Consider the following 16,297-nt stretch of genomic DNA (forward strand, 5'->3'; position numbering starts at 1 on the left):
TGGCAAGTGATCATATTAGGTTGTGATGCTATTTTTGAAGCTGTATAGGTGTTAAATTCTAAAAAATATAGGACGTAGTCAAGCGGAGAAAGTGAGCAAGATAAAAAGCAGAATTCTCAGAGTAAGTTCTAGGCTTCAGATCAGCAGAATTTAGTCTGAGAAAAGTACCTCATCTCAACAGAATTTAGTCTTAGGCTAAGTTCTGTTTTTGGTTAGAATGCAGTCGTAACGAGGTCATGGTATTGCCTTCCTGTCAAAGAGTGGACAGTAAAACGACCGATAAAATAAAAATAATTAAAAACATTACATTTAGGTTGCAATTATTTTTCTTAAGCTTTATAATTAGAGTGATTGTGCTTGCTTTTGACAATAGATGTTTAAAAGTGTTTATAATCAACATAAAATCTTTAGAGAGGGATGGATACATTCTATGAAACCTAAGCCTAGGAAATCTAAGTATTCTATTCAAAGGAAAGAATACTTTTCTATTCGTAAGTTTAAGTTTGGCGCAGCTTCGGCCTTGATTGGGGTCAGTTTGTTCGCTACAGGTAGCGTTCTCGCTGAAGAGCAGCCCCAAACTCAGTCTACAGTCGTAGCTGTTCAGTCTTCGGAAGGGTCAGCCGGTCAGTCGGTTGGTTCGGATCAAGCAGTGACGCCAACACAGGATGCTGGTGTTAGCAATAGCACTGGTGAAAGTCAGGCGAGCCTATCAAGGGAGAATAATAGTCTGGCAGAAACGTCACAAAATGCAGAACAAACTACCGATAATGATCCAACTGCTGATCACTCGCAAGTAAGCGAGGGCTCACAATCAAATAGCCACGTTAGTGATTCGGCTAGAGTGAATGCTGCAGGGCAGAATGCCTATGTTTTTTATAAGGTACGTTATGTTGAGCAAGGAGCTGATGGTTCCGAAACGACGATTGCTCAGACACCAGCTAAATCCTTGGTGATTCCTGCTGATGATTTGGCTGATAAAATTGTGACTGAAACAGCCAACTTAAATCAACTAGGCTTATCAGGTTATGCTTTAGCTCCAAATCAAGCTGATACGCAAGCTGTTGCAGCTTTAGAACTTCAAAAGTCCAAGTATGTAACGTTCTATGTTCAAAAGACTGCTAATCAGGTGACAGCTGCAGCAAGTAATGGGCAGACTTCTGCACAGCATCATAGTAGGCAAATTGCTACTGAACAGCGTGGTGGTCAAGCTCAAAGCACCCTTGGTGTGACTATTGGCCGTGACTATCAATCGCTGAATGAAGCGAGCAGTATCCGTCCCATTGCTATCACAGCGACCCAATCTGGTCAGGCGATTGATCTTGTCCTTATGGGCAATGTTGATGAAGATGAGGAGGAAACATCAGATAGTAAGGCAGCACAGGCAGAGTTGTCCTTTAGTTATACTAAAGAAGGGACAGCTGAAGTAGTTGATGGGCTGCCTGCCGGCCTCTTCTATGATGCTGAAAGTGGCCAATTAACGGGGGCAGTCCTCCAATCTGGTCAGTATACAATTAAAGCTACTGTGCAAGCCGCTGATGGGGCTACAGCCAGCAAGACTATTGATCTGGATGTTAATGCGCTGCCTAAGAGTGATCAGGCTGTTTTTTCTGGTCGTAAAATTTCTGGTATTGCCGTTAATGGTGGAATTAATGCGGTCTCAACTAAATTTAGCTACAGTGCAACGATTCAGGGAGAAACCGTTACTAAGGATGGTCTGCCAGAAGGCCTAGTGTATGATTCATCCACTGGTAAAATTGAAGGGCAGGTTGCTCAGGCCGGCAGCTATACTATTTTGTCGCAGGCTAGTGTTGAAGCAACAAACCCTGACGGTACCTATGTTGGTTCAGGTGCTGTAACTTATGTAACAGAAAGCCATTTATATGTAGCTGAACAAAATGGTCCTGGTCTGCCATCTGTTTCGCTTACGGCTAATCCGATAAATGCATCAGCCGTGTCTGCTCAGCCAACCCAATCGGGCGGCTCTGTATTTAGGGCTGTAGCTGGTGAAAATCCTGTGGGTACCGTTCATCTGGGCGACAATGCAACACCATCCAACAATCATGATACCGCTATTGGTTACTATGCAGAAACCAATGTTGATTTGGATAATAAGGGCGGTGCAGTTGCTCTTGGTACTTATACAAAAGCCAACGGTGAAAATGCGATTGCTATTGGTAATACTGCCAATGCTGGCGCTAATTCAGCCATTGCCCTCGGTGGTAAAGCAAGCGGTGTCGGCGCAATAAATATTGGTTATACAGCTTCTGCCGATGCCGATTCAAGTGTTAGTGTGGGCTACTATGCCAATGCCAAAGCGGCCAACAGTATAGCGCTTGGTACCCAAGCTAAATCGAAAGCGATTCTTTCCTCAGCAGTTGGTCCTTCAGCTGAATCTACTTATTATAATTCTGTTGCTCTTGGTGCATATTCTAGAACAGATTCAGAAGCAACCGCAGAGAATGAAGCAACTGTCAATAATATTACTTATTCCGGTTTTGCCGGTCAGGTGAAAGCTGATGGCGATCAGGTTTCAGTTGGTTATAAAGATAAAGAACGTCAAATCAAAAATGTTGCAGCGGGAGCTATTTCTGAAAGTTCCACAGATGCTGTCAACGGTTCGCAATTGTACCTTCTGACCAGAGATTATCATTGGATTGCTACATCCGGTACTGCTGGAACAGGTACGCAAAATCAAGTGAACGATACCAATGTTGCCCCTGATGCTCAGCAGGTTCATGGTGGTGATACCATTACCTTCCGCGCAGGAAACGGTCTTAATATTGAGCAGAATGGCAATGTCTTCACCTATTCAATTAATACTCAGAAACCTAAGCTCGAGATTACACCGGGTGAAAATGGTACCTACACGGTTAAATACACTGATGCCTTTGGACAAGAAGCTTCGGCACAATTTACTGTTAATACTATTAAAGGTGAAAAAGGTGACAAAGGCGATACCGGAGCCGCAGGTCGCGATGGCGTAGATGGTAAAGCAGGCGCCGCGGGTTACGTCAATGTCGTCGATAACCACGATGGCACCAAGACGATCACCACAGGAACCGATACTAACGGTGATGGTGTGGTCTCAGAAGATGAAAAGAGCCGTGTCACTGTTTCCGATGGAGCCCAAGGAGCCAAAGGTGATAAAGGCGATACCGGAGCTGCAGGTCGAGATGGCCGAGATGGCGTAGATGGCAAAGACGGTAAAGCAGGTGCCGCCGGTTTCGTCGATGTTGTGGATAACCACAACGGCACCAAGACGATTACGACTGGTACGGATACCAACGGTGATGGCATCGTTTCTGACGATGAAAAGAGCAGCGTGACGGTTTCCGATGGAGCCCAAGGCGCTAAAGGCGACAAGGGAGATAAAGGCGCTAAAGGAGATACTGGAGCTGCCGGTCGCGATGGCCGTGACGGCGTAGATGGTAAAGCTGGTGCGGCTGGTTACGTCAATGTTGTTGATAACCACGATGGTACCAAGACAATTACAACTGGTACAGACACTAACGGTGATGGCATCGTTTCTGACGATGAGAAGAACAGTGTTACTGTTTCTGATGGTGCCAAAGGTGATACTGGTGCCAAAGGCGATAAGGGTGAAAAAGGAGACACCGGAGCTAAAGGTGACAAAGGCGATACCGGAGCTGCAGGTCGCGATGGTGTAGATGGCAAGGACGGTAAAGCCGGCGCCGCAGGCTTCGTTGATGTCAAGGATAACAACAATGGCACTAAGACGATCACCACAGGTACGGATACTAATGGCGATGGTGTGGTCTCAGAAGATGAAAAGAGCCATGTCACTGTTTCCGATGGAGCCCAAGGAGCTAAAGGAGATACCGGAGCCGCAGGTCGAGATGGCCGAGATGGCAAAGACGGTAAAGCAGGTGCCGCCGGTTTCGTCGATGTTGTGGATAACCACAACGGCACCAAGACGATTACGACTGGTACGGATACCAACGGTGATGGCATCGTTTCTGACGATGAAAAGAGCAGCGTGACGGTTTCCGATGGAGCCCAAGGTGCCAAAGGTGACAAGGGTGATAAAGGAGACACAGGCGTTGCAGGTCGCGATGGTGTAGACGGTAAAGCAGGTGCCGCCGGCTTCGTCAATGTTGTAGATAACAATAACGGCACCAAGACAATTACGACTGGCACCGATACTAACGGCGATGGTGTCGTTTCTGACGATGAGAAAAACAGCGTGACAGTTTCAGACGGAGCCCAAGGTGTTAAAGGTGACAAGGGTGATACCGGAGCTACAGGTCGTGACGGCGTAGACGGCAAAGCAGGCGCCGCGGGTTACGTCAATGTTGTCGATAACCACAATGGCACCAAGACAATCACCACAGGTACGGATATCGACGGTGACGGCATCATTTCTGACGATGAGAAGACCAGCGTAATTGTTTCCGATGGCGCCCAAGGTGCCAAGGGTGACAAGGGCGATACAGGTGCCGCCGGTCGTGATGGCGTAGATGGTAAAGCTGGTGCCGCCGGTTTCGTCGATGTCGTGGATAACCACAACGGCACCAAGACAATCACTACAGGTACGGATACTAATGGCGATGGTGTAGTCTCAGAAAATGAGAAGAGCCGTGTCACTGTTTCTGATGGCGCCCAAGGCGTTAAAGGCGATAAGGGTGAAAAAGGAGACACCGGTGCCCAAGGTGCCAAGGGTGATACCGGAGCTACAGGTCGTGACGGCGTAGACGGCAAGGACGGTAAAGCCGGCGCCGCAGGCTTTGTCAATGTCGTGGATAATCACGACGGTATTAAGACGATCACCACAGGAACCGATACTAACGGTGATGGCATCGTTTCTGACGACGAAAAGAGCAGCGTTACCGTTTCCGATGGTGCCCAAGGCGTTAAAGGCGATAAGGGTGACAAAGGAGACACCGGAGCCGCTGGTCGTGACGGTGTAGACGGCAGGGACGGTAAATCGGCTACTGCAACCGTTAAAGATAACGGAAATGGTACATATACTATTACGCTAATGAATGGCGATGGAACAACCTCATCAGTAACTGTAAGAGATGGTAAAGACGGTAAAGATGGTAAAGCACCAATCGTACAAGTTACCGATAATCATGATGGTAGCTATACGATTACAGTAACGAATGCAGATGGATCAACGTCAACAGTGACTGTTAGGGATGGAAAAGATGGTCGTGGCGGTATCTGTGGTTGTCCGCCGGTAATTCCTGGTCAACCTCTGCCTCCGCTCCCTCCAATTGTACCTAATGCCCCTACTCCTGATTCATCTGACGATCCGGGGACTCATGATACTGATCTTCCAAATTCAGTTTCTAGTGAGAGTAGAAAGACCAGCGTCGTTGTTAATGAAGTACCTGTACAGTTGGTGACGAAAAAGCATGATAGACAGTCAAAACGTTTACCAGAGACAGGTGATAAAAATCTAAGTTTTGCTAGTCTTGCAGGTAGCGCTCTTGTCCTTGTAGTCATGGTTGGGGTATTTGGAAAAAGACAAGATGGCGATATTTAATTAACGCAATACGGAAGTTAAATTTAGCTTCATTTAGGTCTAAGTTGATAAATAGTCCCATACAGTAAAAGCAACAGTTGATTGACTGTTGCTTTTTAGCTTAAAGTGATTTGAGTTTTGTGGTATCTGTATTGATGTAGCAAACATTGATCATTTCATCATCAACTAACCGAGAAAGATAGGTTATGCAATAGTGTTTATTCGCATAGAAGAGGAACATTTCAATGCCAAATTTAAGACTTTTCAATTATAGTTTATTCCTATCGCAATCAAGGGAAGCGATTTGAGTTACGAACTGAATTAATTGTAATCTGACTTATTTTTGAATAAGCCTATTAAATCTGACTATCCATAGCAGGCTGCCAGATACTTTGTTGTTAGAAAAATAAATGGCCAATTCAACCTAGTATTTTGAATGGATTAGGCTAGTTGAATTATTGTATCGGTATGGCTTTTATGATAAAATATGATGTTAGTGACTATCGAAAGGAAAAGAGATGGCAAATATTTTACGCAAGGTCATTGAAAATGACAGAGGCGAAATTAGAAAATTAGAAAAGATGGCCAAGAAGGTTGAATCTTATGCGGACGAAATGGAAGCATTGTCAGATTCAGAACTTCAAGGCAAAACTGAGGAATTTAAGAAGCGTTATCAAGAGGGAGAGACGCTGGATCAATTGCTGTTTGAGGCATTTGCGGTTGTTCGTGAAGGCGCTAAGCGGGTGCTTGGCCTCTTCCCTTACCGTGTGCAAATCATGGGGGGGATTGTTCTCCACAATGGTGATGTTTCAGAAATGCGGACTGGTGAAGGTAAAACGTTGACGGCAACTATGCCTGTTTACCTCAATGCCTTAGCAGGCGATGGGGTTCATGTTATTACCGTCAACGAATATCTTTCCGCTCGTGATGCCACTGAGATGGGAGAGCTTTACAGCTGGCTTGGTCTCTCGGTTGGGATTAACTTGTCTTCTAAGTCGCCAGCTGAAAAGCGGGAAGCTTATAACTGTGACATTACTTATTCAACCAACTCAGAAGTCGGATTTGATTATCTTCGTGATAACATGGTTGTCCGCAAGGAGGATATGGTACAGCGTCCGCTTAACTACGCTCTGGTTGATGAAGTTGACTCGGTTCTAATTGACGAAGCGCGGACACCTTTGATCGTATCAGGGCCTGTCAGTTCCGAAACTAGTGCTCTCTATACACGGGCTGATAAGTTTGTTAAGACGTTGGAATCTGTCGATTATGCTATTGATGTCCCTTCTAAGACCATTGGCCTTATGGACTCAGGAATTGATAAGGCTGAGGAATTCTTCAATTTAGAAAACCTTTACGATATTGATAATGTTGCCTTGACCCATTATATTGATAATGCTTTGCGGGCCAACTATATCATGACTCTTAATATGGACTATGTGGTTTCTGAAGGAGAAGTTCTCATTGTCGATCAGTTCACTGGTCGAACCATGGAAGGACGGCGTTTTTCTGACGGTCTCCACCAAGCCATTGAAGCTAAAGAAGGTGTGCCAATTCAAGATGAATCCAAGACGTCGGCTTCAATCACTTATCAAAATATGTTCCGGATGTATCGTAAGCTCTCAGGGATGACTGGTACTGGTAAAACTGAGGAAGAAGAGTTCCGTGAAATTTACAACATGCGGGTCATTCCGATTCCAACCAACCGACCTGTCCAGCGTATTGACCACCCAGACTTGCTTTTTGCAACTACAGATGCTAAGTTTAGGGCGGTTATTGAAGATATTAAGGAACGTCATGAAAAAGGACAGCCTGTTTTGGTCGGTACCGTAGCAGTTGAGACTTCTGATTTAATCTCTAAGAAGTTGCAAAAGGCTGGTATTCCGCATGAGGTCCTAAATGCCAAGAACCACGAAAAAGAAGCGCAAATTATTATGAATGCGGGGCAACGCGGCGCTGTTACCATTGCAACCAATATGGCTGGTCGGGGTACAGACATTAAGCTTGGTAAGGGTGTTGTAGAGTTAGGCGGCCTTTGCGTTATTGGTACAGAACGCCATGAAAGCCGCCGGATCGATAACCAGCTGCGCGGTCGTTCAGGTCGTCAAGGAGACAAGGGAGAATCTCAATTTTATCTATCCTTCGAAGATGACCTGATGAAACGTTTCGGGTCTGAGCGAGTTAAGTTCTTCTTGGAGAGAGTCTCGCCAGAGGATGAAGATGTGGTGATAAAATCGCGCCTTCTGACCAGTCAGGTGGAGTCTGCTCAAAAACGCGTTGAAGGAAATAACTACGATATTCGGAAACAAGTCCTCCAATACGATGATGTCATGCGGGAACAGCGTGAAATCATCTATGCCGAGCGTTATGATGTTATTACGGCTGAACGCGATCTTGGCCCAGAAATTAAAGCGATGATTCGGCGGACCATTGACCGTACCATAGATGGTCATAGTCGCAATAGTAATGTTGACGAAGCCTTGGAAGCTATTCTTAATTTTGCTCACAATAATCTCCTGCCTGAAGATTCTATCAGTATGGATGACTTAGATGAGTGGTCTTATGAAGAAATGAAGGATGAACTCTACGACCGCGCTATGGACGTTTACGATTCGCAGATCGCTAAGCTGCCGGATCAAGAGTCTGTTATCGAGTTTCAAAAGGTGCTGATTTTACGAGTTGTGGATAACAAATGGACCGACCATATCGATGCTCTTGATCAATTGCGTAATTCCGTTGGTCTGCGTGGGTATGCCCAGAATAACCCTATCGTTGAATACCAATCTGAAAGTTTCCGCATGTTCAATGATATGATTGGAGCCATTGAGTTTGATGTGACTCGTCTGATGATGAAGGCACAAATTCATCAGCAAGAACGGGAAAAAACAACAGCTCAGGCTCATACAACTGCAGCGGCTAATATTGCAGCTCAAAGGTCTGGTCAAGTAGTAGCAGATCAAGACCTTGACTTCACCGATGTCAAGCGCAATGATCCTTGTCCGTGCGGTTCTGGTAAGAAGTTCAAAAATTGCCACGGCCGTCGTCGGGTTAGTTAGGCAGGCAGATTGTTGAGCCGTTTAAAGTCAGCAGAACTTAGAAACTGTATTCACAAGTTTAAATTCTTAGCGTCAGCTGGGAAAAGCGACCATAAGGTCGCTCAAAACAGACAGTTGCCGCCGTGGTAAAAAGACGATTGTCCTATTTAAGTCAATCGTCGAGGGGATTTTCAAGACTCTGGCTTGAAAATGAGCAATGGAACTCCGTTAGGAGGTCGCTTGCGTCCCTACCACATAAGGCTAACTGTCAAAAAATGTGAATACAAGTTCTTAATGCTGGTATAGAGTTGCATAACTGTCTAAAATCAGATTGAAATAAGACTAGAAAGTGATATAATGTATTTTATATCACTTTTACTTTTACAAATTCAAAATGTTACTGGGTTGTAAGGGCAATTTCCTCCCAAGTTTTTGGAGTTACCCTAGCAAATCTAGTCTTCAAAATAAGTCTCTTCGGAGTTTTATTTTATATTAAAAGGGAGGCAAGTATGGCATTTATTCCAGAAAGTGACAAAATTGATGTTGAGAAGGTTCGGCAGATTTCTAAATTAACCGGCCAAGCCTTATCACGTAAGGAAGCACGTGATAAAGAGCTAGAGGCGATTATCAAGGGAGAGGACGACCGTCTGCTCTTGGTTATAGGTCCTTGCTCATCAGACAATGAAGATGCTGTCTTAGATTATGCCCATCGTTTGGCTGATTTACAAGAAAAGGTCAAAGAACGCGTCTTTATGGTGATGCGGGTTTACACCGCTAAACCGCGGACCAATGGTGATGGGTACAAGGGTTTGGTTCACCAGCCAGATGCTCAAGGTCAGCCCAATCTGATTAATGGTATCAAAGCTGTTCGTAATCTCCATTATCGGGTGATTACCGAAACTGGATTGACCACGGCAGATGAAATGCTTTATCCAGAAAACCTCTCTTTAGTTGATGATTTGGTATCTTATATTGCTATTGGAGCTCGTTCGGTTGAAGATCAACAACACCGTTTTGTAGCTTCGGGTATTGATGTCCCAACTGGCATGAAGAATCCAACTTCAGGTAACCTCAATGTTATGTTCAATGGCATGTATGCTGCCCAATCTCCGCAGAACTTCCTCTATAACGGTCAGGAAGTCAAAACAACAGGAAACCCTCTAGCTCACGCTATTTTGCGGGGGGCTCTCAATGAGTATGGTAAGAATGTGCCAAACTACTATTATGATGATCTTCTGGCGACCATCGATCAGTATGAAGAGATGGGCTTGGAAAATCCATTTATCGTTATTGATACTAACCACGATAACTCTGGAAAGCAGTATCTGGAACAGGTGCGGATCGTCCGGCAAACCCTGATTAACCGTGACTGGAGTGATAAAATTAACAAATTTGTTCGTGGCTTTATGATTGAGTCTTATTTAGAAGACGGCCGTCAAAACCAACCAGATGTCTATGGTAAGTCTATCACTGACCCTTGCTTGGGTTGGGATAAAACTGCTGAACTCATCCACGAAATATACGAAACACTAGGAAAATAATATGGGAATTCATCAAAAGAGCCAAAAAATTAACGTTGCTCAAGTTAAACAACTGTCAAAACTTGAAGGAGAGGCACTGGCTAAAAAAGAAGCTAGAGATAAAGAACTAGATGCTATCATTAAAGGAGAGGACGATCGCCTGCTCTTGGTTATCGGACCTTGTTCATCCGATAATGAAGATGCTGTTTTAGAATATGCTCACCGCCTATCTGCCTTGCAGGAAGAAGTTAAAGACCGTGTTTTTATGGTTATGCGGGTCTATACAGCTAAGCCACGGACTAATGGTGATGGCTACAAGGGCCTGATTCACCAACCGGATACTTCAAAATTACCCGATCTCATCAATGGGATTGCAGCAGTCCGAAATCTGCACTATCGTGTGATTACCGAAACTGGTTTGACCACAGCAGATGAAATGCTCTATCCCTCAAATCTACCCTTAGTTGATGACTTGGTTTCCTACCATGCGATTGGGGCGCGTTCAGTTGAAGATCAGGAACATCGTTTTGTGGCTTCGGGGATTGATGTCCCAACTGGTATGAAAAATCCAACTTCCGGCAATCTTAATATTATGTTTAATGCTATCTATGCAGCTCAGAACAAGCAGAACTTTATCTATCATGATGCTGAAGTTGACACTGATGGAAATCCACTGGCTCATGCCATTCTGCGTGGAGCAACGAATGAACATGGTGAAAATGAGCCTAATTTTTACTATGATATTTTAGTCAAGGCCATTGAACGTTACGAGCAGATGGGATTAGCTTATCCCTTCATCCTGATCGACACTAATCATGATAATTCTGGCAAGAACTATCTGGATCAAATTCGAATTGTTCGGCAAACCTTGATTAATCGTGATTGGAATAAGCAGATTAACAAGTATGTGCGTGGCTTTATGATTGAATCTTATTTAGAAGATGGCCGTCAGGACAAGCCAGAAGTCTTTGGTAAATCTATTACGGATCCATGTCTGGGTTGGGATAAGACCGAAAAATTGATTCGAGAAATCTACCAAACCTTAGGTAAGGATTCCTTTGAAGACTTTTTAAATAACTAATGGTCGGGAGCTGGGAAAATCTCAGCTCCTTTACCGTGAGATTAAGGTGGAAGTCAGTGGCTAATCTCTTTTTAAAAATCACGCTTTTTAAGCTGAACGAGGGATTATTTTACTGAAACATACTGCAATAAGAAAGAGTCAGCCCGGGTTTCTAGGCTGGGATGAATTTTATGTGAAGGATAAAAGATGATTATTGGACACGGTATTGATTTGCAGGAGATTTCGCGGGTTGAAGGAGCTTATGTCCGCAATCCTGCTTTTGCTCAAAAAGTTCTGACCGATTTAGAGTTTCAGCGTTTTGACTCTCTCGAAGGTCGAAGAAAAATGGAATATCTGGCAGGACGCTGGTCAGCCAAGGAAGCTTTTGCCAAGGCCTGGGGGACTGGAATCGGTAAATTACGTTTTCATGATATTGAGGTGGCAACTAATGAAAAAGGAGCTCCTATTATTACCAGCAAGGTCTTCTCAGGTAATGCTTTTGTCTCTATTTCTCATAGCGGTGGTTTTGTTCAAGCCAGTGTGATTTTGGAAGTGGATTAGCGGAAGTTAGAATTTTTTTACTGTCTTTGAAATAAAATCAAAAAAGAGGTTCTGATATGATTTCAAGTTTACACCGACCAACTCTGGCTAAGGTTGATTTGTCAGCTATTTCAAATAATATTAAACAGGTTCAGGATCGTATTCCTCAAGCAGTTAAAACCTTTGCTGTTGTTAAGGCCAATGCCTATGGACATGGAGCTGTTGCTGTTGCCAGCCATATTCAAAGGTTGGTAGATGGTTTCTGTGTTTCTAATATTGATGAAGGGATTGAGTTGCGTCAGGCTGGAATAAGAAAGCCTATTCTCATCTTAGGTGTGGTTCTGCCAGATGAAGTTGCCCTAGCTCGAGATTATCGCCTGACTCTGACAGTAGCCAGTTTAGAATGGTTAGAAGCAGCTCAGCAGAAGCAGCTTGATTTAGAAGGAATTTTGATTCATGTTGCTGTAGATTCAGGTATGGGGCGAATTGGGGTTCGCAGTCTGGCTGAGGCTAACGACTTGATTTCAGGACTATTGAAGGCTGGCAGTCAGGTCAGAGGGATTTTTACCCATTTTGCTACAGCTGATGAAGCTGATGATCATAAGTTCCAAGAACAACTGGCTTTTTTCAAGGAGTTAGTAGCAGGCTTAGATTATTGCCCAGAAATTGTTCACGCGAGTAATTCGGCAACGAGTCTTTGGCACAGGGAGGGCATTTTTACCGCTGTTCGCTTAGGCTTGGTTATTTATGGTCTCAATCCTAGCGGTTGTGAGTTGACTTTACCCTATACAATAAAACCTGCTCTGACCTTGGAGTCTGCCTTAGTTCATGTGAAAAAAGTTCCGGTTGGCACAGATATAGGTTACGGGGCCACTTATACTAGTTCTGAGGAAGAATGGATCGGTACCCTGCCTCTTGGCTATGCGGATGGCTGGACCCGGGATATGCAAGGATTTGATGTTTTGATTGATGGGCAGAGATGCCCCATTGTCGGACGTGTGTCTATGGATCAGATTACAGTCAAATTGCCTCAAAGTTATCCTTTGGGGACAAAAGTGACTCTAATTGGTACAAGCGTTGATCAAACCATTTCAGCCACCGATGTGGCTCAAAAGCGGGGAACGATTAACTATGAAGTACTCTGCCTACTTAGTGATCGTGTACCGAGAGAATATGAATAAAAAGTAATCAAACAGCCCTCACTTAGCAACCGTTGTTGTTTCAGTGGGGGCTATTTCTATTATTTAAGGGGGGATTAAGCCTATTTTTCAGCTAGTCTCGTTAGCTTTTATCCTTATCCGTAAGAATTGCATATAGCAAAAGGGAGAGGCCAAGGAGGTTAATCACTTGCGCTAATAATCCCAGATGTCTAAATAAATTTGTGATTCCTAAAACTACTAAAATCAGTAAGGATGCTAATTTTTGTTTTCGCATATCCTGCTGGCCTCCTGATATGGTGAAAATGCAAGAGATGAACTTGATAAGAATTTAGAAAAATTTTCTTCAAATATATTAGGCAGGAATATAGTAGCATAAAATGTCAGTGATAATATATACTTGTCGTGAAACGGTCAAAATATGTCGTGAACGGGATATTATTATAAAAATCTGATAATTTAATTTTGGCAATCATAGGAATCGGCTATAGTAGCTGAGTATCCTTCCAGTCGGACGGTATGTTATAATAAACTCATGTTATGTGACCAACCAATTGCGGTACTCAAGGGATTTGGGCCCAAGTCCGCTGAAAAATTTACCAAGTTAGGCCTTTATACAGTGGAGGATCTCCTACTTTACTATCCTTTTCGCTATGAGGATTTTAAGGCTAGGTCTGTCGCCGAACTGATCGATGGGGAAAAGGCTGTTGTTACAGGAACTGTTGTGACACCTGCCAATGTTCAATATTATGGTTTTAAGCGCAATCGTCTATCCTTTAAGCTCAAGCAGGGTGATGCTGTGATTGCAGTCAGTTTTTTCAACCAACCTTATCTAGCCGATAAAATTGAGCTGGGGCAAGAAGTTGCTATTTTTGGCAAGTGGGATGCTCGCAAATCAGCTGTGACAGGTATGAAGGTCCTAGCTCAGGTCCAAGATGATATACAGCCAGTCTACCATGTAGCCCAAGGAATTTCGCAAAATGCCTTAGTCAAGGCCATCAAGGCAGCCTTTGATAGCGGAGCTTTGGAAGAACTTGAAGAGAATCTGCCTCAGGACCTGCTAGCAAGGTATCGTCTTTTAGATCGTCAGACAGCAACTAGGGCTATGCATTTTCCAAAAGACCTAGCTGAATACAAGCAGGCCTTGCGACGAATTAAATTTGAAGAACTCTTTTATTTTCAGCTCAATTTGCAGGTTCTTAAATCGCAAAACAGGGCGGCAAGCAACGGACTAGCTATCCCTTACGACGAGCAGGCCCTCAAAAAAGAGATTGACCAGCTCCCCTTTAGTTTGACTCAGGCCCAGAAGCGGAGTTTGGAAGAAATTTTAGCGGACATGAAATCAGGTGCTCACATGAATCGGCTTTTGCAAGGTGATGTGGGCTCTGGCAAGACAGTCATCGCCAGTCTGGCTATGTATGCAGCCTATACAGCAGGCTTTCAATCAGCCCTGATGGTACCGACAGAAATCTTGGCCCAACAGCATTTTGAGAGCCTGATTAAGCTCTTTCCTGATCTTAACATTGCTCTCTTGACTGCTGGCATGAAATCAGCGGTTAAAAAGGCAGCTCTGACTGGGATTGCAGACGGTTCGGTGGATATGATTGTTGGAACTCATTCCTTAATCCAAGACGGGGTTTCCTACCACAAGTTGGGGTTGGTCATTACCGATGAGCAGCACCGTTTTGGCGTTAATCAGCGCCGAATTTTCCGTGAAAAGGGGAATAATCCTGATGTTCTCATGATGACAGCTACTCCTATCCCTAGAACTTTGGCCATTACGGCTTTTGGCGAAATGGATGTCTCTGTTATTGACCAGATGCCAGCTGGGCGTAAGCCCATTATTACCCGCTGGGTTAAACATGAGCAATTAGAAACAGTCCTAACTTGGTTGCAGGGAGAAGTAGGCAAAGGAGCTCAAGCCTATGTTATTTCCCCCTTGATTGAAGAATCCGAGAGTCTGGATTTGAAAAATGCTCTTGATTTGCACCAAGAGCTGGTTGATTTCTTCGGAGCCCAAACTCAGATATCCCTCATGCACGGTCGCATGAAAAATGATGAAAAAGATCAGATTATGCAGGACTTCAATGATGGAAAGCTGCAAGTTCTGGTTTCAACGACTGTGATCGAAGTCGGAGTCAATGTTCCCAATGCCACAGTCATGATTATTATGGATGCCGACCGCTTTGGTCTCAGCCAACTCCACCAACTGCGAGGCCGAGTCGGTCGGGGTGATAAGCAGTCCTACTGTGTTCTGGTAGCCAATCCTAAAAATGAGGTTGGTAAACGGCGGATGCAAGCCATGTGTGAGACTACTGATGGTTTTGTTCTGGCTGAGGAAGATCTGAAAATGCGGGGGTCTGGTGAAATCTTTGGTACCCGTCAGTCGGGAATTCCGGAGTTTCAAGTGGCAGATATTGTCGAAGACTATAATATCTTAGAGGAAGCCAGAAAAGTTGCCAGTCAAATTGTTACTCAGAAGGATTGGCAGGCTGATCCCCGTTGGTCTATGCTCTCAGCCAATTTAAAAGAACAAGGAAATTTTGATTAGAAAACAATAAAAAATTCAGAAAAGAAATTTTTCCTTTCTGAATGGTTAAGTGGTTTAGGCTAAAACTTCCTTGATGACCTTAGCAGCATTTAAAACTCTAGCAATACCACAATAGTTGATGTCTTGAATCAAAATCTCAACGATTTCTTCTTTGGTCACACCAGCAGATAAGGCAGCATAAGTGTGCATCCGTAGCTGTTCTTCACAGCCTCCCATAGCCAGCAAGGTAGATATGGCTATAAGTTCCCGTGTTCTTAGGGATAATCCTTCTCTTTTGTAAACATCCCCAAACATTTCAATGACCATTCTAGAAAGGTCAGGCGAAATTTGGTCTAAATTTTCTTTGGTGGCCTGTCCTAACTCCCCGTCAATTTCAGCGAATTTTTCTAAACCAATGTCAAAGCGCGATTGTGTCATAAGATTTCTCTTTTCATTTTTTATTTCACAAATTCATGTGATATACTGATTGTAAAACTTAAAGGGAGGTTTAAGTCAAGGGAAAAATGAAAATTAGTGAATTTGCTAAAAAAACGGGGATTAAAGAGAGTACATTAAGGTATTATGAAAAGCAAGGTTTCCTGCAGGTCCAACGTCATAATGGTATTCGTGAGTTTTCGGAAAAGGATTTAGAATTTGCTGAGTTCATTAAACGCTTAAAGGCCATGGGAATGCCCTTATCCCAAATCAAACGCTATGCCGATTTGCGATATCAGGGTGAGGAAACTGTTAAAGAGCGTTTTGACATTTTACAAGAACACCAACTTTTTCTGGAATCTAAGATAGCCGATTATCAATTGTTTATGGAAAATTTGAAGGATAAAATGGCTATTTACCGAGATATGATGAAATGAAGAGAGTGGGACAAACAGCCATGATGGCTTCGCTCTCACCCACAAAACATTGTAATCTTTGAAGATTACGTATAAGAAACCAATTTTTTATATAAATT

10 protein-coding genes are annotated in these 16,297 nt (G+C 43.8%); 8 read left to right on the top strand and 2 right to left on the bottom strand.

The window, feature by feature from the left end; all coding sequences use genetic code 11:
* Positions 1–430: 430 nt before the first annotated feature.
* From G7Y32_RS09135 to alr, 6 genes are all read left to right on the top strand, one after another.
* The gene (locus G7Y32_RS09135) at positions 431–5,509 is read left to right on the top strand and encodes a collagen-flanked surface repeat-containing protein (RefSeq protein ID WP_165213092.1); all 5,079 of its coding nucleotides are present in this window, start codon (positions 431–433) and stop codon (positions 5,507–5,509) included.
* A gap of 497 nt (positions 5,510–6,006) precedes the next feature.
* Positions 6,007–8,541, top strand: coding sequence for a preprotein translocase subunit SecA (gene secA, locus G7Y32_RS09140; protein WP_165208882.1), 2,535 nt, complete (start codon positions 6,007–6,009; stop codon positions 8,539–8,541).
* A 488-nt stretch (positions 8,542–9,029) separates the two neighbouring features.
* A complete protein-coding gene (locus G7Y32_RS09145) occupies positions 9,030–10,061 on the top strand; it encodes a 3-deoxy-7-phosphoheptulonate synthase (RefSeq protein WP_165208886.1) in 1,032 nt (343 codons plus the stop codon).
* Between the two features lies 1 nt (position 10,062).
* Positions 10,063–11,121, top strand: coding sequence for a 3-deoxy-7-phosphoheptulonate synthase (locus G7Y32_RS09150; RefSeq protein WP_165208891.1), 1,059 nt, complete (start codon positions 10,063–10,065; stop codon positions 11,119–11,121).
* A 186-nt stretch (positions 11,122–11,307) separates the two neighbouring features.
* Positions 11,308–11,661 carry a holo-ACP synthase gene (gene acpS, locus G7Y32_RS09155; protein ID WP_165208895.1) on the top strand — a complete coding sequence of 118 codons (354 nt, stop codon included), beginning with the start codon at positions 11,308–11,310 and terminating at the stop codon, positions 11,659–11,661.
* 56 nt (positions 11,662–11,717) lie between these two features.
* A complete protein-coding gene (alr, locus tag G7Y32_RS09160; RefSeq protein WP_165208898.1) occupies positions 11,718–12,821 on the top strand; it encodes an alanine racemase in 1,104 nt (367 codons plus the stop codon).
* Between the two features lie 100 nt (positions 12,822–12,921).
* Here alr and G7Y32_RS09165 read toward each other — a convergent pair whose 3' ends face one another.
* Positions 12,922–13,074 carry a hypothetical protein gene (locus G7Y32_RS09165; RefSeq protein ID WP_165208902.1) on the bottom strand — a complete coding sequence of 51 codons (153 nt, stop codon included), beginning with the start codon at positions 13,072–13,074 and terminating at the stop codon, positions 12,922–12,924.
* 258 nt (positions 13,075–13,332) lie between these two features.
* Between G7Y32_RS09165 and recG the strand changes: the two genes are divergently transcribed.
* Entirely contained in the window at positions 13,333–15,348 is a 2,016-nt protein-coding gene (recG, locus tag G7Y32_RS09170) for an ATP-dependent DNA helicase RecG (protein ID WP_165208905.1), read from the top strand.
* Between the two features lie 54 nt (positions 15,349–15,402).
* On the opposite strand, the gene G7Y32_RS09175 is transcribed toward recG, so the two are convergent.
* Positions 15,403–15,765: a carboxymuconolactone decarboxylase family protein gene (locus tag G7Y32_RS09175; protein ID WP_165208909.1), complete on the bottom strand. Its 363-nt coding sequence runs from the start codon at positions 15,763–15,765 to the stop codon at positions 15,403–15,405.
* Positions 15,766–15,851: 86 nt separating this feature from the next.
* Between G7Y32_RS09175 and G7Y32_RS09180 the strand changes: the two genes are divergently transcribed.
* Positions 15,852–16,199 (top strand): MerR family transcriptional regulator, encoded by a 348-nt coding sequence (locus G7Y32_RS09180; RefSeq protein WP_165208913.1) that lies wholly within the window; start codon positions 15,852–15,854, stop codon positions 16,197–16,199.
* The last annotated feature ends 98 nt before the right edge of the window (positions 16,200–16,297 follow it).

The sequence above is a fragment of the Streptococcus tangpeifui genome (assembly GCF_011038795.1).
Lineage (GTDB): Bacteria > Bacillota > Bacilli > Lactobacillales > Streptococcaceae > Streptococcus > Streptococcus tangpeifui.